The 20858-nt window shown below is 67.0% G+C and carries 22 protein-coding genes and 1 tRNA gene; 7 read left to right on the top strand and 16 right to left on the bottom strand.

Annotation, left to right across the window (positions count from 1 at the left end; genetic code table 11):
• Window positions 1-17: 17 nt before the first annotated feature.
• The 6 genes from N825_RS23945 to trpB all read right to left on the bottom strand — a co-directional run bounded on the left by N825_RS23945 (window position 18) and on the right by trpB (window position 6012).
• The gene (locus N825_RS23945) at window positions 18-509 is read right to left on the bottom strand and encodes a DUF4399 domain-containing protein (protein ID WP_245613215.1); all 492 of its coding nucleotides are present in this window, start codon (window positions 507-509) and stop codon (window positions 18-20) included.
• Window positions 510-670: 161 nt separating this feature from the next.
• Window positions 671-1369 carry an OmpA family protein gene (locus N825_RS36845; RefSeq protein ID WP_051512881.1) on the bottom strand — a complete coding sequence of 233 codons (699 nt, stop codon included), beginning with the start codon at window positions 1367-1369 and terminating at the stop codon, window positions 671-673.
• Window positions 1370-1504: 135 nt separating this feature from the next.
• Entirely contained in the window at window positions 1505-2836 is a 1332-nt protein-coding gene (locus N825_RS23935) for a bifunctional folylpolyglutamate synthase/dihydrofolate synthase (RefSeq protein ID WP_245613214.1), read from the bottom strand.
• Window positions 2799-3836 (bottom strand): acetyl-CoA carboxylase, carboxyltransferase subunit beta, encoded by a 1038-nt coding sequence (accD, locus tag N825_RS23930; protein ID WP_084165018.1) that lies wholly within the window; start codon window positions 3834-3836, stop codon window positions 2799-2801. Before accD ends, N825_RS23935 begins: the two co-directional genes overlap by 38 nt.
• Before the next feature lie 83 nt (window positions 3837-3919).
• Window positions 3920-4804 carry a tryptophan synthase subunit alpha gene (gene trpA, locus N825_RS23925; RefSeq protein ID WP_051512880.1) on the bottom strand — a complete coding sequence of 295 codons (885 nt, stop codon included), beginning with the start codon at window positions 4802-4804 and terminating at the stop codon, window positions 3920-3922.
• Entirely contained in the window at window positions 4801-6012 is a 1212-nt protein-coding gene (gene trpB, locus N825_RS23920; protein ID WP_037457885.1) for a tryptophan synthase subunit beta, read from the bottom strand. Before trpB ends, trpA begins: the two co-directional genes overlap by 4 nt.
• Window positions 6013-6319: 307 nt before the next feature.
• Here trpB and N825_RS23915 point away from each other — a divergent pair, with 307 nt between their 5' ends.
• Both N825_RS23915 and N825_RS23910 read left to right on the top strand, forming a co-directional pair.
• The gene (locus N825_RS23915; protein ID WP_037457764.1) at window positions 6320-6796 is read left to right on the top strand and encodes an Hsp20 family protein; all 477 of its coding nucleotides are present in this window, start codon (window positions 6320-6322) and stop codon (window positions 6794-6796) included.
• A gap of 82 nt (window positions 6797-6878) precedes the next feature.
• The gene (locus N825_RS23910) at window positions 6879-7097 is read left to right on the top strand and encodes a DUF1150 family protein (protein WP_037457763.1); all 219 of its coding nucleotides are present in this window, start codon (window positions 6879-6881) and stop codon (window positions 7095-7097) included.
• 72 nt (window positions 7098-7169) lie between these two features.
• Here the strand turns inward: N825_RS23910 and N825_RS23905 are convergent, their stop codons facing one another.
• The 10 genes from N825_RS23905 to dapB form a co-directional block, all read right to left on the bottom strand.
• Window positions 7170-8183, bottom strand: coding sequence for an MsnO8 family LLM class oxidoreductase (locus N825_RS23905; protein ID WP_037457762.1), 1014 nt, complete (start codon window positions 8181-8183; stop codon window positions 7170-7172).
• A 37-nt stretch (window positions 8184-8220) separates the two neighbouring features.
• Entirely contained in the window at window positions 8221-9339 is a 1119-nt protein-coding gene (locus N825_RS23900; protein ID WP_037457761.1) for an NADH:flavin oxidoreductase/NADH oxidase, read from the bottom strand.
• Window positions 9340-9465: 126 nt separating this feature from the next.
• Window positions 9466-10761 (bottom strand): UDP-N-acetyl-D-mannosamine dehydrogenase, encoded by a 1296-nt coding sequence (wecC, locus tag N825_RS23895; RefSeq protein ID WP_051512878.1) that lies wholly within the window; start codon window positions 10759-10761, stop codon window positions 9466-9468.
• Entirely contained in the window at window positions 10751-11872 is a 1122-nt protein-coding gene (gene wecB, locus N825_RS23890; RefSeq protein WP_037457760.1) for a non-hydrolyzing UDP-N-acetylglucosamine 2-epimerase, read from the bottom strand. The genes wecC and wecB overlap by 11 nt, the downstream gene beginning before the upstream one ends.
• Window positions 11873-12109: 237 nt before the next feature.
• The gene (locus tag N825_RS23885; protein ID WP_037457879.1) at window positions 12110-12598 is read right to left on the bottom strand and encodes a DUF2948 family protein; all 489 of its coding nucleotides are present in this window, start codon (window positions 12596-12598) and stop codon (window positions 12110-12112) included.
• A gap of 65 nt (window positions 12599-12663) precedes the next feature.
• Window positions 12664-13953 (bottom strand): UDP-N-acetylglucosamine 1-carboxyvinyltransferase, encoded by a 1290-nt coding sequence (gene murA, locus N825_RS23880; RefSeq protein ID WP_037457759.1) that lies wholly within the window; start codon window positions 13951-13953, stop codon window positions 12664-12666.
• Between the two features lie 55 nt (window positions 13954-14008).
• Complete coding sequence (gene dcd, locus N825_RS23875) at window positions 14009-14563, bottom strand: dCTP deaminase (RefSeq protein WP_037457757.1); 555 nt, start codon at window positions 14561-14563, stop codon at window positions 14009-14011.
• Between the two features lie 58 nt (window positions 14564-14621).
• On the bottom strand, window positions 14622-14828 hold the full coding sequence (locus tag N825_RS23870) for a hypothetical protein (RefSeq protein ID WP_037457755.1): 207 nt from the start codon (window positions 14826-14828) through the stop codon (window positions 14622-14624).
• 72 nt (window positions 14829-14900) lie between these two features.
• Entirely contained in the window at window positions 14901-15866 is a 966-nt protein-coding gene (locus N825_RS36840; RefSeq protein WP_051512875.1) for a lytic transglycosylase domain-containing protein, read from the bottom strand.
• A 354-nt stretch (window positions 15867-16220) separates the two neighbouring features.
• Window positions 16221-17021: a 4-hydroxy-tetrahydrodipicolinate reductase gene (gene dapB / locus N825_RS23860; RefSeq protein WP_037457753.1), complete on the bottom strand. Its 801-nt coding sequence runs from the start codon at window positions 17019-17021 to the stop codon at window positions 16221-16223.
• Window positions 17022-17185: 164 nt separating this feature from the next.
• On the opposite strand from dapB, the gene N825_RS23855 reads away from it, so the two are divergent.
• The 5 genes from N825_RS23855 (at window position 17186) to N825_RS23835 (ending at window position 20766) form a co-directional block, all read left to right on the top strand.
• A tRNA-Thr gene (locus tag N825_RS23855) sits at window positions 17186-17260 on the top strand.
• A gap of 258 nt (window positions 17261-17518) precedes the next feature.
• A complete protein-coding gene (locus tag N825_RS23850; protein ID WP_084165017.1) occupies window positions 17519-18382 on the top strand; it encodes a MipA/OmpV family protein in 864 nt (287 codons plus the stop codon).
• A gap of 41 nt (window positions 18383-18423) precedes the next feature.
• A complete protein-coding gene (locus N825_RS23845; RefSeq protein ID WP_037457752.1) occupies window positions 18424-18681 on the top strand; it encodes a hypothetical protein in 258 nt (85 codons plus the stop codon).
• Window positions 18682-18686: 5 nt separating this feature from the next.
• Window positions 18687-19373, top strand: coding sequence for a response regulator transcription factor (locus tag N825_RS23840; protein ID WP_037457872.1), 687 nt, complete (start codon window positions 18687-18689; stop codon window positions 19371-19373).
• Between the two features lie 103 nt (window positions 19374-19476).
• Window positions 19477-20766 (top strand): sensor histidine kinase, encoded by a 1290-nt coding sequence (locus N825_RS23835; RefSeq protein WP_198038872.1) that lies wholly within the window; start codon window positions 19477-19479, stop codon window positions 20764-20766.
• The last annotated feature ends 92 nt before the right edge of the window (window positions 20767-20858 follow it).

Below are 20858 nucleotides of genomic sequence, written 5' to 3'. Positions count from 1 at the left end.
CCTCAGCGTACCGGGCCTCAGCGAACCGTGATGGTGATCTTGCTGGACGTGACCGGTGGGTCGTGGGGCACGTGGTCGGCGTCGCCCAGCAGCATCTGGAGCGTGTGCTGGCCAGGAGGCAGTTCGACCCGCGCCTCGGTCTGGCCGCCACCGAAATGCAGGTGGTTGCGGTCGTTGGGGATCGGCTCGTCGAGCGGCGGAAGCTCGCTGTCGATGATCAGGTGATGATGGCCGGTGCCTTCGCGGCGGACACCGGCTGGAGCGACGCCGTAGTTCTGCAAGCCCATGCGGACCCAGAACTTGCCGCCGTTGATCACCGTGCCGTTGGAGGGCCAGATGATGTAGGCCCGGGCATCCTTGGGAGCCGCCATCCGCTTGGGCCGCTCGTCCCCCGGAGCCGTCTGGCCATCCGGCGCCGTCATGTCGTGGGTGCCATGGCCGGCATCCTGGGCCAAGGCCGTCCCGGGAATGGCGCAGGCGAGGAGGAAGGCGGCAACCCGAACGATCATTTCGACTTCTCCGGCGGTTCTTTTTGAAGATCACCACGGTCGTTGGCGTGATTGTCGGCCAGGATCGACCAAAGCTGAAATGCCCTTGGGGCTGGGTGTCCTTTGGATGAGGGGGCATGACCGGGTGGATTACCCGCCTGGCCCCTTCAGTCCTGGCTCCTTCAGTTGACGCGGGCGAACTGGACGCGGCGGTTGGCGTCGTCGAAGGCGTTGCCGGTCAGCGGCTCGCTCTCGCCCTTGCCGACGACGAGGATGCGCGACGCGGGGATCTGGTGCTTGCGCTCCAGGTACTTGGCCACCGCCTCGGCGCGGCGCTCCGAAAGGCTCTGATTGTACTGGTCGGCGCCCCGCGCGTCGGTGTGGCCCTCGACCACGATCGCGACATCGGGTTCGCCGCGCAGCACTTGACCGACGGTGTCGATGTACTCGAACGATTCGGCGGGAATGACGGCGGAATTGAACGCGAAGTTGATGCGGAAACCGAAAGCGGTCTGATCGGAGGAGCGGCTGGGCTCCCGGCTGGGTTCGGGCCGCGCCGGAGCGGCCTGCTGGGTGGCGGCGACCTGATGGGCCGGCTCCTCGTGGGCGGGCGCTGGCACCGCCGTCGCGGTTTCCTGGGGGGCGGGCGAGTAGGAGGCCTGGGCCATGGACGACGGCGCCGCCTTCTGGGCCGCCTTGCCGGCGGCGCCGATGATCTCGATGCTGCGGTAGCGGGGAGCGGGAGAGGCCAGCAGTTCCTGGACCTCGGCGACGGTCGGGGGACGGTCGAACATCCGCACCTCGGCGGCATTCCCCGGACCGGTCAGCACCGGGAGCAACAGGGCGGCGGTGGCGATGCGGCGGGCGATGGTGCTGTTCATGTCCGGTCTCCATGATCTGGAAGCTTGGGGCTGGGCGATGCCCTGTTCATGAAGACGACATTAACCACCGCGGCGAGGCACCGCAGTGAACCGGTTCATAACTTTGGAGATTTCCGAAAATCGCGGTGGGAGTACTCAGCCGTGCCGAGCCAGGACCGCGCCGGCCAAGTAGAGCGAACCGCAGATCATCACCCGCGTCGGCCCGGCGGCCCGCGCCATGACCTCCGCCAGCGCCGCCTCCACGCCGCTGGAGGCGGCGGCATCCGCGATGCCGACGGCCCTTGCGGCGTCTGCGGCGTCACCAGGAGCGAGCGAGGCTTCCTCGCCGGGAACCGCGACCGCGCGCAGCATCGTCACGTGGGCTTTGAGCGGACGGAGGAAATCGGTCGGCTCCTTGGTCGCCAGCATGCCGAAGATCAGGGTGAGCGGCAGGCCGTCTTCCCGCCTCCAGCGCGCGGCCTGGGCGCCCAGCACCTCGCCGGCGGAATCGTTGTGGCCGCCGTCCAGCCAAAGCTCCCAGCCCGGCGGCAGCCGGTCGACCAGTGGTCCGCGGGTCAGGCGTTGCAGGCGGCCGGGCCATTCGACGGTCGCCAGACCGCGCGCCACCGCCTCGTCCGGGACCCTGATCCCCGGCAAGTGGTCCAGGCAAGCCAGCGCCACCCCGGCGTTGACGATCTGGTGCGCTCCCGGCAGTCCGGGAAGCGGCAGGTCGACCCCGCGCGCCGGACTGTCGAACCGGAAGCCGGTGGCGGTCGGCACCACGGTCCAAGCCTCGCCGGCGGCGAAGAGAGGGGCGCCGATCTCCTGGGCCTTGGCGCGGAAAGCGGCCATGGCCTCATCCTCCGGTTGCGGTGCCACGACGGCGGGGACGCCCGGCTTCATGATGCCGGCCTTCTCGCCGGCGATCGCCGTCAAGGTGTCACCGAGGAACTGCGTATGGTCGTAGGAGATGCGCGTCAGCGCCGTGACCGCCGGACGGTCCAGCACGTTGGTGCTGTCGAGCCGGCCACCCAGGCCGGTCTCCAGCAGCAGCACGTCGGCGGGCACGCGCGAGAACGCTAGCATGGCGGCGGCGGTGGTGATCTCGAAATACGTGATCGGCTGCCCCTGGTTGGCCGTCTCGCACTCCTCCAGGATTTCCGCCAAGTGGTCGTCGGGGATCAGCTTCCCGGCCAGCCTGATCCGCTCGTGGAAGCGCACCAGATGGGGCGAGGTGTAGACATGGACCCGCTTGCCGGCGGCCTCCAGGAAGGCCCGCAGGAAGGCGATGGTCGAGCCCTTGCCGTTGGTGCCGGCCACGTGGACCGTCGGTGGCAGCCGCAGATGCGGGCTACCGACCGCCTCCAACATCCGGAAGGTCCGGCCGAGCGAGAGATCGATGACCTTGGGGTGAAGGTGCTTGAGCCGGTCCAGGACCGGATCGGCGCGCTCAGCGCTCGGGACGATCACCGGGGGTGGCAGGCTCAAGGGTCTCACCGCTATGGGGTTGGGCGCCGGGAGTGTCGGACGTGACGGCGACGGTCGGCTCGGCCGTCAGATCCTCGATCGATTCCGCCTCGGTCGGGGCGACCACGGCCTCCGGCTCCTGCTTCGGCAGGGTGACGATCTCGGCGGACGGTCCGGGACGGCTCAGCAGGTCGAGCACGCGGATCAGCGTCTCCCGCAGGTCCTTGCGGTGGACGACCATGTCCACCATGCCGTGCTCCATCAGGTATTCGGAGCGCTGGAAGCCTTCCGGCAGGGTCTCGCGGATGGTGTCCTCGATCACCCGGGCGCCGGCGAAGCCGATCTGCGCGCCCTTCTCGGCGATGTGCAGGTCGCCCAGCATCGCGAAGGACGCCGTGACGCCGCCGGTGGTCGGGTCGGTCAACACGACGATGTAGGGAAGACCAGCCTCCTTGACCATCTGGACCGCGATCGTGCTGCGCGGCATCTGCATCAGCGACAGGATGCCCTCCTGCATGCGGGCGCCGCCGGAGGACGGCACCACCACCAGCGGAGCCTCCTGCAGGACGGCCAGCCGGGCGGCGGCCAGAAGCCCCTCGCCCACCGCGATGCCCATGGACCCGCCCATGAACCCGAAGTCGAACGCGGCGATGACGGTGCCGATGCCGCCCATCTTGCCGTGCGCGACGCGGATGGCGTCGCTCTTGCCGGTCTTGGCCTGGGCTTCCTTCAGCCGGTCGGTGTAGCGCTTCTGGTCGCGGAAGCGCAGCGGATCGATCGGCGCCTTGGGCAGTTCGATGACCTGGAAGTCGTCATCGTCGAACAGCATCTTGAGCCGCTTGTCGGCGTCCAGCCGCATGTGAAAACCACAGTGCTGGCACACATGAAGGTTCTCTTCCAGATCGCGGTGGAAGATCATCGCCTCGCAGTTCGGGCACTTGTGCCAGAGGTTGTCCGGCACGTCCTTCTTGGTGTAGAGGGCGCGAATCTTGGGGCGGACGAAATTGGTGAGCCAGTTCATGGAGGGTCTTCGCCGATGTCGTGAGGGGCCGATGCCGTGAGGGCTGGGGACTGGGAAGGCGGCGCCGGGCGGATGGCTTCCGGTCAGCCCCGCGCGGCGCGAACGCCTTCCGAGAGGGTGCGAACGAAAGCCAGCACGTCATCCACCAGTCCGGGAGCGGCCAGGCCAGTCTCGTCGAGGTTGGCGGTGATGCGGTTGACGATGGCGGAACCGACCACGGCGGCATCGGCCAGCCTCGCGACGGAGGCCGCCGCCGCCGGGGTCGTGATGCCGAAGCCCACCGCGACCGGCAGGTCGGTGTGGCGGCGCAGCCGTCCGACGGCCTCGGTGATGGCCTCCTCGGTCGCGGTCGCCGCCCCGGTGATGCCGGTGATCGAGACGTAGTAGACGAAGCCGCTGGTGTTCGCCAGCACGGTCGGCAGCCGCTTGTCGTCGGTGGTCGGCGTCGCAAGGCGGATGAAGTTGATCCCGGCGGCCAGCGCCGGCAGGCACAATTCGCCATCCTCCTCCGGCGGCAGGTCGACCACGATCAGACCGTCGACACCCGCGGCGCGGGCGTCGGTCAGGAATCGTTCGACGCCATAGGAATAGATCGGGTTGTAATAGCCCATCAGGATGATCGGCGTCTCGGCGTCGGTCTGGCGGAACTCGGTCACCAGCTTCAAGGTACCGCGCAGCGTCATGCCCGCCCGCAGCGCCCGCAGCGAGGCCGCCTGGATCGACGGACCATCGGCCATCGGATCGGTGAACGGCATGCCGATCTCGATCACGTCGGCCCCGGCGCCGGGCAGGCCCTGGACGATCCGCAGGCTGGTCGCGTAGTCGGGATCGCCGGCGGTGACGAAGGTCACCAGACCGCCGCGCCCCTCGCGCCTCAGCGTCTCGAACTTGGCGGCCAAGCGTCCGCTGTCGGCGGCGCGCCCGGTGTCCCCGAACCCCGTGTTTCCGGTGTCGATGGCAGCGCTCATATCTTGACTCCCAGGGCGTCCGCCACGGTGAAGATGTCCTTGTCGCCCCGGCCGCACATGTTCATCACCAGCAGGTGATCCTTGGGCAGCGTCGGCGCCAGCTTGATGACGGCGGCCAGCGCGTGGGCGGGTTCCAGCGCCGGGATGATGCCCTCCATGCGTGAGCACATCTGGAAGGCGTCCAGCGCCTCGTTGTCGGTCGCCGAGACGTATTCGACGCGGCCGACATCGTGCAGCCACGAATGCTCTGGTCCGATGCCGGGATAGTCCAGGCCGGCCGAGATCGAATGGCCCTCCAGGATCTGCCCGTCCTCGTCCTGCAGCAGGTAGGTCCGGTTGCCGTGGAGCACGCCCGGCCGTCCGCCGGTCAGCGAGGCCGCGTGGGCTCCCGTCTCGATCCCATGGCCCGCCGCCTCGACCGCGACCATCTTGACGGTCGGCTCGTCCAGGAACGGGTAGAACAGGCCCATCGCGTTGGACCCGCCGCCGATGCAGGCGACTAGGCTGTCGGGCAGCCGGCCCTCGGCGGACATCATCTGCTCGCGGACCTCCTCGCCGATCACCGACTGGAAGTCGCGGACCATGGCCGGATAGGGATGCGGACCGGCGACGGTGCCGATGATGTAGAAGGTGTCCTCGACATTGGTCACCCAGTCGCGGAGCGCCTCGTTCATGGCGTCCTTGAGGGTGCGGGCACCCGACTTGACCGCCTTGACCTCGGCGCCCAGCAGCTTCATCCGGAAGACGTTGGGCTTCTGCCGCTCGATGTCGGTCTCGCCCATGTAGATCGTGCACGGCAGGTCGAACAGCGCGCAGACCGTCGCGGTCGCCACGCCGTGCTGGCCGGCGCCCGTCTCGGCGATGATCCGGCGCTTGCCCATGCGGCGCGCCAGCAGGATCTGGCCCATGCAGTTGTTGATCTTGTGCGCGCCGGTGTGGTTCAGCTCGTCGCGCTTGAAATAGACCTTGGCGCCTCCGAACCGAGCCGTCAGCCGCTCCGCGTGGTACAGCGGGCTGGGCCTGCCAACGTAATGCGTCAGGTAGTGCCGCAGTTCCGCCTTGAAGGCCGGATCGACCTTGGCGGCGTTGTAGGCCCCCTCGACGTCCAGGATCAGGGGCATCAGCGTTTCGGCGACGAAACGACCGCCAAAGATGCCGAAATGCCCATGCTCGTCGGGACCGGAGCGATAAGTGTTCAACCGCTGCATCACGCTTCCCCGCGGGTCGCCGGGCTGCCCGTCGCCAGTCAAGGATGTGGCGGACATCGTGGAGGTCGGCTGATTGGTGGTCGGAGATGTCACTGCGCTAACTCTCGTGCCTTCCGGAAGCGGCCACCATAGCGGCGCTCCGTCTCTTTTTAAAGGATGATACGCATGGGAAGCATGCGATGCAGGTCAGCCTTGCCCCAGCGCCGCCGATTACCCATCTATCGGTATGGCAGCGCCGGCCGGGGCTGCCGCCAGGGTGCCGGTCTCGGGCCCGAACAGCTACTCGCTCGCTGGAGGAGGATGCCGCGTGACGACACGATTGTCCTTGTTCAACAGTCCGCTCCTGCTGGGTTTCGACCAGTTCGAGCGCACTCTCGACCGTATTTCGAAGAACTCGGCGGAAGGCTATCCGCCTTACAACATCGAGCAGATCGGCGAGGATGGCTTGCGGATCACGCTCGCGGTCGCCGGTTTCACGATGGATGACCTGACCGTCCAGACCGAGGACAACCAGCTCGTCATCCGCGGCCGCCAGACCGACGACAAGTCGCGGATCTATATGCACCGCGGCATAGCGGCGCGGCAGTTCCAGCGGAGCTTCGTCCTGGCAGAGGGGATCGAGGTCGTGGGCGCCACACTCGACAATGGATTGCTCCATGTCGATCTCAAGCGCCCCATTCCGGAACCGAAGGTTCGGACGATCGCGATCCAGCAGCCGGCGGGTGGGCAGGAGGGCGGCTCGTCAGCCCGGACCATCGACGTGACGCCGGAGCAGGGGCGCTGAGCCCGAACCGTATCAGGAAGCCGGCCTCTAGGGATCACGGGCATCACCCGTTGGAAGTTTCGTTACAGAAAGATCTTGGATCATGAATATCACCCCGACGACACTGCGTCAGATCTCGAGCCAGGATTTCGTGGCTTTCGGCGTCAATGACCTCGCCTACATCAAGGTGGTCGATGTCGATGGCTCGACCGGCTACGCGATCCACGCCGCCGATGGCACCCCGCTGACCGTGATGCCCGAGCGCGAGGCCGCCTTCGCGGCCGTCCGCCAGCACGAGCTGGAACCAGTCAGCGTCCACTGACGCGTGGAATCAAAAGGCCGGCCCGATCCTGGAGGATCGGGCCGGCCTTTTGTTTGCCTGGACGGAATGGGCTCAGCGCTTGCCGAAGATGTCGGCGACGATCTCGTAGGAGCGCAGGCGCGCCGCGTGGTCGAACACCATGCCGCTCACCATGATCTCGTCGGCGGCGGTCTCCTCCAGCAACAGCTCCAGGCCGGCCCGCACCGTGTCAGGCGAGCCGACGATCGAGCCGCGCAGCTGGCTCTCGACCGCCGCCCTCTCCCGCTCGCTCCAAATCTCGTCCATGTCATCGACCGGCGGCGCTATCCGCATGGGATGGCCGCGCACCAGGTTGAGGAAGCTCTGCTGGTGCGAGGTGAACAGCCGGCGCGCCTCCGCGTCCGTCTCGGCGGCGACCACGTTGATCCCGACCATGGCGTGGGGCTCCGACAGGACCTCCGACGGGCGGAAGGCGCGGCGATAGAGGTCGAGCGCCGGCAGGGTGTTGGCGGGAGAGAACTGGCGCGCGAAGGAGAACGGCAGACCAAGCTGTCCGGCCAGCTGGGCGCTGAAGCCGCCTGAGCCGAGCAGCCAGATCGGAACGTCCAGCCCCTCCCCCGGGATCGCCCGCACCCGTTGCCCCGGCACCGCCGGTTGGAAATAGGCCCGCAGTTCCGCCAGAAGCTGGGGAAACTCCTCCCCCGTCTGACCCAGGTCGCGGCGCAGCGCGTGGGCTGTCACCTGATCGGTGCCGGGCGCGCGGCCCAGCCCCAGGTCGATCCGTCCCGGATACAGCGACTCAAGCGTGCCGAACTGCTCCGCGATGATCAGCGGCGCGTGGTTCGGCAGCATGATGCCGCCCGAACCGACGCGGATGCGTTCGGTCCCGCCGGCGACATGGCCGATCAGCACGGCGGTCGCCGAACTGGCGACGCCGGGGATGTTGTGGTGCTCGGCCAGCCAATAGCGCTTGAAACCCCAGCCGTCGGCGTGCCGCGCCAGATCCAGGGTGGAGCGGTAGGAGTCGGCCGGCGTGGCGCCTTCGATCAGCGGCGACAGGTCGAGGACCGAAACGGGAGTTTCGGACAGGCTTTTCATCACGGTCATCCAATTGGTTTCGGCATGGTCGGAACCAGCCGACGACTTAATCCATAACGGAGGAGTCTTCGCGGAACGAGTGGCCGGGCCACAGGGCGGGGGCGGCGCGGGCGTATTGCGGCGGGAAGGCGATCTCGCCGCCAAGCTCGCGGGCGGCGCGCCAACCCCAATGCGGTTCGTCCAGCACGGTGCGGGCCAGGGCCACCATGTCGGCCTCGCCCTTGGCGACGATCCGCTCGGCCTGCTTCGGCTCAACGATCAGGCCCACCGCCATGGTCGGAATTCCGGCCTCGCGCTTGACCTGCGCCGCGAAGGGGACCTGATAGCCCGGCGAGGTCGGGATCTTGATGCCGAGCGTCACGCCGCCGCTGGAGCAGTCGATGAAGTCGCAGCCACGCTCCTTCAGGATCTTGGCGAAGGTCACGGACTCCTCGATCGTCCAGCCGCCTTCGGCCCAGTCGGAGGCGCTGATCCGCACGCCGAGCGGCCGGTCGGACGGCCAGACCTCGCGGACGGCGTCGAAGACCTCCAGCGGGAAGCGGGTGCGGCCCTCGAAATCGCCGCCATAGGCATCCTCGCGGTGGTTGGCGAGGGGAGACAGGAAGGAGTGCAGCAGGTAGCCGTGGGCGCCATGCAGTTCCAGCGCGTCGAAGCCGAGCCGGGCGGCCCGCTTGGCGGTGGCGACGAAGCCGTCGCGGACCCGCTTGAAATCCTCCGCTTCGAACGGACGTGGCGAGGGCCAACTCTCGGCGAAGGGGATCGCGGACGGCGCGATGCTTTGCCAATCGCCCTGCCCCGCCGGCAGCGACCGGCCACCCTCCCACGGCGACTGCGCCGAGGCCTTGCGGCCGGCATGGCTGATCTGGACGCCGATCTGGGCGGTGCCATATCGCCGCAAGGCCGCCAGCACCTTGCCCAGCGCCGCCTCGTTATCGTCGCTGTAGAGGCCAAGGTCGCCCGGCGTGATCCTGCCGATCGCCTCCACCGCCGTCGCCTCCAGGATCATCAAGGAGGCGCCGGAATTCGACAGCATGCCCAGATGCATCATGTGCCAGTCGTTGGCGTTGCCGTTCTCGGCGCTGTACTGGCACATGGGCGAAATGACGATGCGGTTGGCGAACTCGCGCCCCGCGAGCTTGATCGGCGTGAAAAGGCTGCTGCTCATGTGAAATTCTCCCGCTGGCGGTCAGGCGCCGGTGTGGTTACACATGGCGACTGTAACCGCTGGGGAGAAGGTTCGGAACCGGCGCGGCCGCGGATGGCAGCCTTGCGTCGTAGATATTCCGGCGATCTACTCGGCCGCCGCCCTGCCATAGCGGTCCGCGACGTGGATCCGGTCGCGCCAGAAGCCGCGCGTGTCGATCACGATCTTGTTCAGCAGTTCCTTGGCCTCGATCGCGCGGAACTCGGCGTGGTCGACCAGCAGCACGGCGATGTCGGCCTCGGCCAGCGCTTCCGACATGTCGCAGAAACGCAGGTTGTCGAACTCCGCCAACTCGCGCGGCAGCCTCGCGATGTGGGGCTCGACCGCCAGGACCTTGCCCATCCCCTCCGCCGCGATGTGGGCGGTGATCTCCAGCGCCGGGCTCTCGCGCAGGTCGTCGACATTGGGCTTGTAGGTCAGGCCCAGGCAGGCGATCACCGGGTCCTTGAAGCGGCTGGCGTGGCGCCGGATGCGCTCGATGATGTGCAGCGGCTTGGCGTCGTTGACCTCGCGCGCGGTGCGGATCAGGCGCGACTGTTCGGGCATGCCATCGACGATGAACCAGGGATCGACCGCGATGCAGTGGCCGCCGACGCCGGGGCCGGGTTGCAGGATCTTGACCCGAGGGTGGCGGTTGGACAGTTCGATCACGCGCCAGACATCCAGGCCCATGCCGTCGCAGATCATCGACAGCTCGTTGGCGAAGGCGATGTTGACGTCGCGATAGGCGTTCTCGGTCAGCTTGACCAGTTCGGCGGTGTTGGCGTCGGTCAGCAGGCATGCGCCCTTGACGAAGATCCGGTAGAGCTGGTCGGCGCGCGCCGCGCAAACCGGGGTTAGACCCCCAATTATCCGGTCGTTCTCCACCAGCTCCAGCACCATGCGGCCGGGCAGGATACGCTCCGGGCAATAGGCGATGCGGATGTCCGACCGCTCACCCGCCGCGTGCGGGAAGCTCAGGTCGGGCCGCAGCTCGGCAAGCTGGCGCGACAGCCGGGCCGACGTGCCGACCGGCGAGGTCGACTCCAGCACGATCAGGTTCCCGGATTCCAGCGCGGGTGCTATCGACGCCGCCGCCGCGTCGATGAAGCTGAGGTCGGGACGCTTGCCATCGGTCAGCGGAGTCGGCACCGCGATGATGAAGGCCTCGGCCGGCTCCGGCGTCACGACGGCGCGCAGCTTGCCGGTCATCACGGCGGCGCGCACCAGCATGTCCAGATCGGGTTCGCTGAAATGCACCTTGCCTTGGGTGATCATCGAGACCGCGTGCTCGTTGACGTCGACGCCGATCACCTCGACGCCGCGGCTGGCCAGTGTCGCGGCCGTGGGCAGGCCGATATAGCCCAGGCCGATGATCGCGACGCGGGAGAACTTATGCTGCACGGGTCAGCTCCTTGACGATACGCTCGGCGGCGTGACCGTCGCCGTAGGGGTTGTGGGCGCGCCGTGCCTCGGCATAGGCCCGCTCGTCGTCGAGCAGGCGCGAGGCGGCGCCGACGATGCGGTCGATGTCGGTGCCGACCAGTTGGACCGTGCCGGCCTCGACCGCTTCGGGCCGCTCGGTTACGTCCCGCATCACCAGCACCGGCTTGCCCAGCGAAGGCGCCTCCTCCTGGAGGCCGCCGCTGTCGGTGATGATCAGCGTCGACCGCTCCATCAGGTGGACGAAGGGCAGGTAATCCTGCGGCTCGATCAGGTGGACGCCGGGACGGTCGCTCAGCAGCCTCATGACCGGCTCGCGGACATTGGGGTTGAGGTGGACCGGGTAGACGACGGCCGTGTCGCCGCGGTCGCCCAGCCGGGCGAGCGCGTGGCAGATCCGCTCGAAACCGCCGCCGAAGCTCTCGCGCCGGTGCGCGGTGACCAGGATCACCCGCTTGCCGCCGTCCAGGAAGCCGAACCGGGCATCCAGCTCGCGGGTAAGGTCGGCGTCGCCGCGCAGGCGCTCGACCGTGTGCAGCAGCGCGTCGATCACGGTGTTGCCGGTGACGACGATGCGGCGGTTCTCCAGCCCCTCGCGCAGCAGGTTGTCGCGGGAACTGGCGGTGGGGGCGAACAGCAGGTCGGCCATGCTGTCGATGACCTTGCGGTTCATCTCCTCCGGCCACGGTTGCTGGAGATCGCCGGTGCGCAGGCCGGCTTCGACATGGGCCACGGGAACGCGGGCGTAGAAGGCGGCCAGCGTCGCGGCCATGGCGGTGGTGGTGTCACCGTGGACCAGCACTCGGTCCGGCTTGACCTCGGCGAACAGGCGGGTCAGCCCGGTCAGCACCGCCGTCGTGATGTCGGCCAGCGTTTGCCCCGGCCTCATGATGTCGAGATCGTGGTCCGGCGTGATCCTGAACAGTTCAAGCACTTGGTCGAGCATGCTGCGATGCTGGCCGGTGACGCAGACGATGTTCTCGACGCCCGGCGCCGTGTCGAGCGCGCTGATCACCGGAGCCATCTTGATCGCTTCGGGCCGCGTTCCGATCACCGAGAGTATTTTCCGCATCCGTCCCAACCGCTGGCGTGCGGCCGGAGGATGCTCCGGCCCTGTGTCCTAGGGTGGGAAAAGTGCGCGACCGAGGTCGGCGGGGTCAATGTCGCCTAAGGTCGTTTACGAAAGGAGCCGGGGCGTGGATGGGTTACCACCGCCAAAAGGAGGGGAAGCCACAGTATTCGATCGCGCTTGTGCCGCTTTTTATTGATCGGGTGGACGCCGAGGCGGCGGTGGTATTTGCGGCGATGCTTACTCCGCCGGGTGCTCGGGCCGGCGGCTGGTCGGCCACGGCTCGCCGATGTCTTGCAGGCGGCAAACCCAGTTGACGGCATCGAGGTGGATGCAGCCGCCGCCGGAGAAATGCAGCGTGACGCCGTCGCTGGACGCTTCCAGCGCCAGCAGGGCCAGCATCTGGCGCCGCTCGCGCAGATCCAGCCCACGGGTCCGGACGGCGGTCACGCCGTCGAAGCAGACGCCGCAGTTGGTCCGCTCGAACGGCACCAGGATGTCGTCGCCCTCGTCATCGTCATAGCTGACGTCGGCGAGTTGAACCGGGGGCTCGGGCGGCGCTTCCTCGACGGCGGTCTCCCACTTGAAGCGGTTGGCCACCAGGACGAAGCGATTGTCCTGGGGCAGGAAGCACATCTCGCCCATCGGCACGATGGAGTCCTGGAGAAAGCCGGAAATCACCCGGAGGTCATCCTCGTCCTCCGCCCTCAGCCTCATCGGTCCGCTCATCGACACCACTCCACCCGCCGTTGCCACGCCGCGCGGTCACACGCCACGCCGGATCCGAACAATCCTCACGCCACTTTGATCCGCTCGATATCGGCGCCGCAGGCCGACAGCTTCTCCTCCAGCCGCTCGTAGCCGCGGTCGAGGTGATAGACCCGGTTGACCTCGGTCTCGCCATCGGCGGCGAGGCCGGCCAGCACCAGCGAGACGGAGGCCCGCAGGTCGGTCGCCATGACGGGAGCGCCGGTCAGCTTGGGAACGCCGCGGATCAGGGCGGACGCGCCGTGGACCGTGATCTTGGCGCCCATCCGCGCCAGTTCCGGCGCGTGCATGAAGCGGTTCTCGAAGATCGTCTCGGTGATCATCGCCGCCCCATCGGCGACGCACATCATCGCCATCATCTGGGCCTGCAGATCGGTCGGAAAGCCGGGGAACGGCTCGGTCATGACATCGACGCCGGTCAGCGCGCCATTGGCCCTGGACACCCGGAAGCCGCGCTCGGTCGGCGAGAACGCGATGCCGGCGCCCGACAGCACCTTGGTGACGGACTGGAGATGCTCCAGCCGGCCGTTGATCAGTTCCAAGTCACCGCCGGTGATGGCGGCCGCCATGGCGTAGGTCCCCGTCTCGATCCGGTCGGGCACGATGGTGTGGTAGGCGCCGTGCAGCCGGTCCTTGCCCTGGATGCGCAGCGTGTCGGTGCCCAGCCCCTCGATCTCGGCGCCCATCGCGATCAGGCAGCGCGCGAGATCGGTCACCTCGGGCTCGCGCGCGGCGTTGACCAGCACGGTCTCGCCCTTGGCGAGCGTGGCCGCCATCAGCAGGTTCTCGGTGGCGCCGACCGAGACGGTCGGGAAGACGATCTGCGCGCCACGCAGTCCGCCAGGGGCCGCCGCCAGGATGTAGCCGCCCTCCAGCTCGATCTCGGCCCCCATCTGGACGAGGCCCTTGATGTGCAGATCGACCGGTCGGGCGCCGATGGCGCAGCCGCCGGGCAGCGACACCTTGGCGACACCGCAACGGGCGACCAGCGCGCCCAGCACCAACACGCTGGCGCGCATCTTCCGCACGAGGTCATAGGGTGCTGTGGTGCTGGTGATCTCCTTGGCGGTCAGGTCGACCACCCGGCCAGCCGCGCCATCCTGGGGCGCCGAGCCATCCATGCCGAAGGCGACGCCGTGCTGCGACAGCAAGTTCGCCAGCGTGGTGATATCGGCCAGATGGGGCAGTTGGGCGAGCGTCAGCGTCTCGTCCGTCAGCAGGCTGGCCGTCATCAGCGGCAGCGCCGCGTTCTTGGCGCCACCGACCGTCAGGGTGCCGCGCAACGGCCGGCCGCCGCGAATCCGGATCTTGTCCATGGGAACTCAACACACCTTGGGAATAAGGACGCGACTTGGAGAGGAAAACCAGCCGTCAGAGCCGGGGCAGCGTGACGCCGGTCTGCTTCATGTACTTGCCCTTGCGGTCGGCGTAGGAGACCTCGCAAGGGGTCTCGCCCTTGAGGAACAGGAACTGGCACAGTCCCTCGTTGGCGTAGACCTTGGCCGGCAGGGGCGTCGTGTTGGAGATCTCCAGCGTCACGTGCCCCTCCCACTCCGGTTCCAGCGGCGTGACGTTGACGATCAGGCCGCAGCGGGCGTAGGTCGACTTGCCCAGGCAGATCACCAGGACGTCGCGCGGCACCTTGAAATACTCGACCGTCCTGGCCAGCGCGAAGCTGTTCGGAGGAATGACGCAGACATCGACCTTGCGGTCGACGAAGCCGTGTTCGGCGAAGTTCTTCGGATCGACGATCGCGCTGTCGACATTGGTGAAGATCTTGAACTCGTCCGACACCCGCGCGTCGTAGCCATAGGAGGACAAGCCGTAGGAGATCACGTCCTCGCGGGTCTGAGACTCCACGAAGGGCTGGATCATGCCGTGCGTCTGCGCCATCTCGCGGATCCAGGTATCGGGCATGATCGACATCGGTGCAGTCTCCGAAGGGTTGGACTGCCTGCGCTTCTACCCGACCGGGCGGCCAAGCTCAAGCGTGGCCGTCCGCGTCGTTCCCGGCGACCCCCTCGGCCGTCCCAACGGCGGTCTCGTGGGAAGTGGGTTCCGGCTGGCGGCGGTCACGCGCCTGTTCCTTGCGCTTCCTCAGGTTCTCACGCAGCGCGGCGGCCTGGCGCTCCTGTCGCCTCAGGGTCGCCGGGGATATCTTGGATTGGGAAGGGGATCGGTCATCGCTCATCTCGATCCCCGTTATAGAGCCAAGAGGCGCGACGCGCAGCCCAAATCGGCCCCGCTCCCTGAGGCTTGTCCGTTAGGAACGGCCGCCCTGGTCGAGCGGCTGGCACGCGCCGGAAACGCCGCGCAGGCTGCCGCACGCGTCCAGGCCACCCATGGGGGTGAAGCGCATCACCACCCTGGCTTCGGCCTCGCGGTATGCCGGACGGGCGGCGGGACGCGGAACCTCGTACTCCTCGTCCTCGATGCTGGCGACGTCGTAACCGACCTCCGCCGCTGGCTGGGGAATGGGCTGGGCGGCGATCGGCTGAACGATCGGTGCCGCCACCGGCACGGCGGCGCGGACGACCTCGACGCGGGCCGGCTCGGACGGCGCCGTGGCGACCTGGATGGTCTCGCGCGTCGGCTGTGCCGGCTTGCCGGCCGGAACGCGACGCGACGATTCCGCCGACGCCACCATGACCGTCGAGGCGGCCGGCTCGCCGCCGGTCCCACGCGGCGCCGTCCGCCCTACCACCGGAGCCAGCGCCGCCATGTACTGGCGCGTCTCGCGCGGCAGGCGCTGGCGCCCGGCCTGGACCGCCGTGTAGCAGGCGGGACCGCAGTTGTAGGCGGCGAGGAAACCTGGGCTGCCGAACTGGTCGTACATTTCGCGGATATAGGCGGCACCGGCCATGATGTTGTCATGCGGATCGGTCGGGGACGGCCCCAGGCCATGGCGGTCGCGCAGTTCCGCGTAGGTGGCGGGCATCACCTGCATCAGCCCGATGGCGCCGGCCGGGCTGGTGATCGGCTTGCCGTTGACCATCGAGCGGCCGCCGCTCTCGCGGTGCATCACCACCCTGATCCACTGCTCCGGCACATCGAACCGGTCGGACGCCTCGGCGATCAGGTCGCGCCAGGGATCCTTGGGATCGACCGGTGCCGCCGGCGCCGGTGTCAGGGACACCACCTGGACCGGAGCGCCGAAGGATGAATTGGAGACGTCGCCCTGGTCGGACGATGCGCAACCCGAAACGAACCCGGCAAGAAGCAGAACCATCGACGCCTTCGCCCCAAATCCTAAACAGACCTCTCGGCGTCCTTGGTTCCGCTTTTGCGTCATGGGGTTGCGCCTCTTCCTTAAGGTTGCATTCGAAGATTGCCTCCCCCTGGCTTACTGATACGGCAGCAACACTGTCAAGCAGGAATCACCTCGAAATTGCCATCCCTATGCCCTTCTTCAGACAGATTCGGGGCCGAACGAGGGGGCGAACTTGGGGGTGCTCCAAATTGTCGCAGAGAACAAAAACAGAAGATGGAGCGGGCGATACCATCGTGACTATCCGAGTCGCGGATTGATCACAGCCCTCGAAAGCGGCCGAACCCGGTAACTCGCCCCACCCACGTTAATACTTCACCCCAGCGCCAGCACATCTCTCATGGAGTACAGGCCGGGCGGCTTGCCATGGGCCCAGAGCGCCGCGCGGACCGCGCCGACCGCGTAGATCCCCCGGTCGCCGGCGCGATGCCCCAGTTCGATCCGCTCGCCCTCCCCCGCGAAGACGACGCTGTGATCGCCGACGACATCGCCACCGCGCATGACGGCGAAGCCGATGTCGCCGCGCCGGCGTTCGCCCGTATGGCCATCCCGCACGCGCGCGGCGACGGCATCCAGATCGACACCGCGGCCGGCGGCGGCGGCCCGGCCGAGCCCCAGCGAGGTGCCCGATGGGGCATCGACCTTGTGGCGGTGATGCATCTCGACGATCTCGATGTCGAAATCGGGACCGAGCGTCCGCGATACCTGCTCGACCAGCACCATCAGCAGGTTGACGCCCAGGCTCATGTTGGGCGCGTGGACGATGGCGGTGTGCTGCGCCGCCTTGCGCAGGGCGTCGATTTGGCCTGGATTGAGGCCGGTCGTGCCGACGATGTGGACGGTCTTGGCCTGGGCCGCGAGCGCCGCGTGACGCTCGGTCGCGTTCGGCGAGGTGAAATCGATCACCGCGTCCGCATCGGCGAACAACTGGACGGGATCATCGGTCACCAGCATGCCGATTGGATCGAGCCCGGTGATGCCTGCGATATCCCTGCCGATGGCCTCGCTCCCCGCCCTGTCGGTGCCGCCCGCCAGTTCACATCCCGCAGTCACCAGGATGCGGCGAACCAGCATCTGCCCCATGCGCCCAGCGCAGCCAACCACCCCGATCTTCATGCCAAACCACTCCTTGGATACCGCTTTTCCCGAACAGCCGAAGCTTTAGCACGATCGGCGGCGCCGAACAGCCGCCGATGCCAGGCAATCCAGAATTGGGAAAAACGAAGCTTTAGCCCTTGCGTGCCCAAAAACGCTATGGCATACACCCCGCACCCCGGCGCGCTGCTGTAGCTCAGTGGTAGAGCACTCCCTTGGTAAGGGAGAGGTCGACAGTTCAATCCTGTCCAGCAGCACCATTCCAGGGCATGTCCAGCATGCCTCTGTTGAAAGCGGGCGTTTCCCAAGATTTCCGACGACCTCTCGTATCGTAGCTGGAATGGAAGCGCGTCACGGTGCTGTCGCGGCACGACGATCCAATCCGACGCCACCATCCCGATCTTTCCCGCCAATCCGATCCGTCCCGCCAATCCGGTCTCCCCGTAAGTATCGCGTAATTTTCCCGGAGCTACGGTCGCCGCGCATGTCGCAACGGCCTCGTAGCCAAGGAAAGTCAAATGGCATTCGGACACTGGTTGGCGCTCCCCGCATCCTGGGGACCCTTCCGCTTCCATCCGTCGCGCGCCGCCGTGATCCTGATCGGGATCACCGGAGTGCTGGCGCCTGAACAGAGCCTCGCGCAAGGGGCGGAAGGCTGGGGCGCTGGCATTTTCGGAAGCGAGACCTCGCTGATGATCGGAGCCGGCGCCATTCTCGAGCCGGAATACCTGGGCGGCGATGAGATGACCGTCAATCCGATCCCCATCTTCGAACTGGACGGGATGTTCGGCGGTCATGTCTTCGTGTCGACCAGCCGCGGCGTGGGGATCGATTTCCTGACGCGGGGCCCCCTCAAGTTCTCCACCGCCGTGAACTATGCCGGCGGGCGCGACAACGACGATGGCGATCGTCTTCGAGGCTTGGACGAGATCGACGCCGGGGCCAAGATTTCCGCCGTCCTGGAATATGATTTCACCCCCTTCACGGCCGCCGTCGAGGTCAACCACCGATTTGGCGATGGTTCGGGAACCACGGTGAAGCTCGGGGCCGACTATGGGTTCTCGCCGCTCCCCGATCTGCGGGTCTCCCTCGGAGCGTCGGTCAGATTCGCGGACGGCTCCCACACGGAAAACTTCTTCGGCGTCACAGCGGTCGAGGCGGCACGGGCGACGGCGGCGGGAAATCCGCTTCGGACATATGAGGCGGACGCCGGAATCCAGGATGTCGGCCTCAAGCTCTCCGCGACCTACAACCTCGACAAGCATTGGCTGGTCAGGAGCGAGGTCGGTGTCGGTATGCTCCTCGGGGACGCCGCCGACAGTCCGCTGACGGAGCGTGAGGTGCGGCCATCGGTGTTTCTTGGCCTGGCCTACCGCTTCTAGCGGAAACCGCGACCGTGGCTTTCCAATCATCGGGGTACACCATGCCGACCTGTTTCGATGCCGCCGATGGCGTCTCCCCCACCAAGTCCGGCGCGCGGGCACCATCACCGACCTTGACCGTCAGCGCCGATCCTGATGGCGTTTCGGTGGACAACGCGGGGATCCGGCGGTCGGTGGCGCTGACCGTCATTGGGGGATTTGCGGCCTCGCCCCCGCCGAACCCGCTCGTCGTTCCAGTCGTCTTCAATCGCGTCGATGATTTGGGTACGATGGTTGAACATTGGCGGCGGGAGGCCTGATAGAGATGTCCCGCATCCTTTTCGTCGAGGATAACGACCGTCTCGCCGAACTGATCATCAAGGCGCTGGTTCGTGTCGGGATCGAGGTCGATGCCTTCGGCGATATCGCCTCGGCATCGCAGGCCGCCGGTCTTCAAAACTACGCGGCGCTGATCCTCGATCGAAACCTGCCGGATGGCGACGGCATCACCCTACTGCGGCGCCTGCGCGAAGGCCGGAACGGCATCCCCTGCCTGATCCTGACCGCCCGGGGCGCCGTGCACGACCGTGTCGAGGGACTGGACCACGGAGCGGATGATTATCTCGCCAAGCCGTTCGCCATGGAGGAACTGGTCGCGCGCGTCAAGGCGCTGGTCCGCCGGCCGGCGGAAATCCGGAGCGACCACCCCGTCCTGGGAGATCTCGAACTGCGGCCGGACGAGGGGATCGTCGTCCGCGGTCCGTCGTCCGTCGTCCTGGCCCCCGTCGAGCTGCAAATCCTGTTATGCCTCATGCAGGCCGATGGCCGCATGGTCCAGCGCCGACGCCTCGAACAGACCGCCTGGGGACTATCGGACGCCGTGACCCCCAACGCGCTCGATGTCGCCATCCACCGTTTGCGGAAAAAGCTTCTCGGCATCGGTTCCACCGTGATCATCGTCAACCTGCGAGCCCAGGGATACTCCCTACATGCGACCACCGAGCACGTCTGAGGGTCCGGCCCGGCACCCCGCCTTCCCTCGCTTTGAAGGAAGGCGATGGTACGGGCCGCGGCGACTGGTGGCGGTGCCAGCCCGGATCTGGGCCGGATCGAGCTTGGCGACGAAACTGCTCTGCTCCCTCCTGCTGGCACTCGCCCTAGTGTTCGTCGGGGTTCAGGCCTTGTCGCGCGAGATCGACGACATCCATTTCGACGTGCTTGCGGCGCACACCTTTGGGAAGGCCGCCGAGGTGCTGACGAAGAAGATCCGCTGGAGCGAAGACGGCCGACCGCTGGCGATCGAATTGCCACCAGACCTGGAATGGCTGCCGCGGGCGTTGCAGATGGATATCCACTACCGCCTGATCGACGCGGCGGGAAACACCATCCTCAGTTCTCCGGGCCAAGCGGAGACGCCACGTTCAGGAGGGACGGCTGACGATATCTCCGCCTTCCGTACCGGTGTCTTCTCCGTCGGCTCCGACGAGCATCCCCACTGGCTATACCTGAGCATGAGCGAAAGGCTGCTGCATCTGCTCAGAACGCAGGTCATCTCGTCACCGACCGCGTTGGCGACGACCATCCTGGGCTTGGTCGCCGTGACGCTGATTGTTCTCATCGCTCTCCGGCGCTTGTTGCGACCGCTGCGCGAGGCGTCCGCCGCCGCCGGGACGATCTCACCAAACAACCTGCACCAGCGCCTTTCGACCGATGGCATGCCGTTGGAGATCCGGCCCCTGATCAACGCTTTCAACAACGCCCTGGAACGGCTGGAAGACGGCTTTCGCGTTCAACAGGAGTTCCTAGCCTCCGCCGCCCACGAGCTGAAGACCCCATTGGCCCTGATCCGTGGCCAGATCGAGCTGGAAACGGATTTCGCGTCGCGCGAGATGTTGCTGATGGATGTCGATTTGATGGCCCGCCAGGTCCACCAGCTCCTGCATCTGGCCGAGCTGAGCGAGCTTCAGAACTACCGTTTCGAAACGGTCGATCTATCGGCCGTGGCTGTCGATGTCGTCAGATACATGGAACGGCAGGCGGTCCAGAATCGAACCTCCTTCAATCTGCTGCTCCCTGGCCTGCCGGTGCCGCACACCGCCGATGCCAGCGCGATCTTCATCCTGCTGAAGAACCTGGTGGAGAACGCCATCCTCCACTCGCCGCCGTCCGGGGTGGTGACGGTCGTCGTGACGGCCGACGAGTTGCGCGTCACGGACATGGGCGCAGGACTTAGACCGGAGGATCTTCCGAAGCTCTTCACCCGCTTCTGGCGCGGCCCGACCAGAGGACAGCAAGGTGCTGGCCTTGGCCTGTCGATCTGCCGCGAGATCACTCTCGCGCATCGCTGGTCGATCAGGGCCAGCACCTTGGGACCCGGCACCAGCTTCATCGTTTCCCTGACCTGACCCAACCTGATTCAAGGGGCGGGAGCACGCGCGATGCCAAATCCCAAAAACGACGAAGGCCCAACCGTTTTCACGGTCGAGCCTTTGTCTTA

Source organism: Skermanella stibiiresistens SB22 (assembly GCF_000576635.1).
GTDB classification, from domain to species: Bacteria; Pseudomonadota; Alphaproteobacteria; order Azospirillales; family Azospirillaceae; genus Skermanella; species Skermanella stibiiresistens.
Note: the sequence above shows the minus strand (reverse complement) of the source record. Positions and strands in the feature narration are given on the sequence as shown.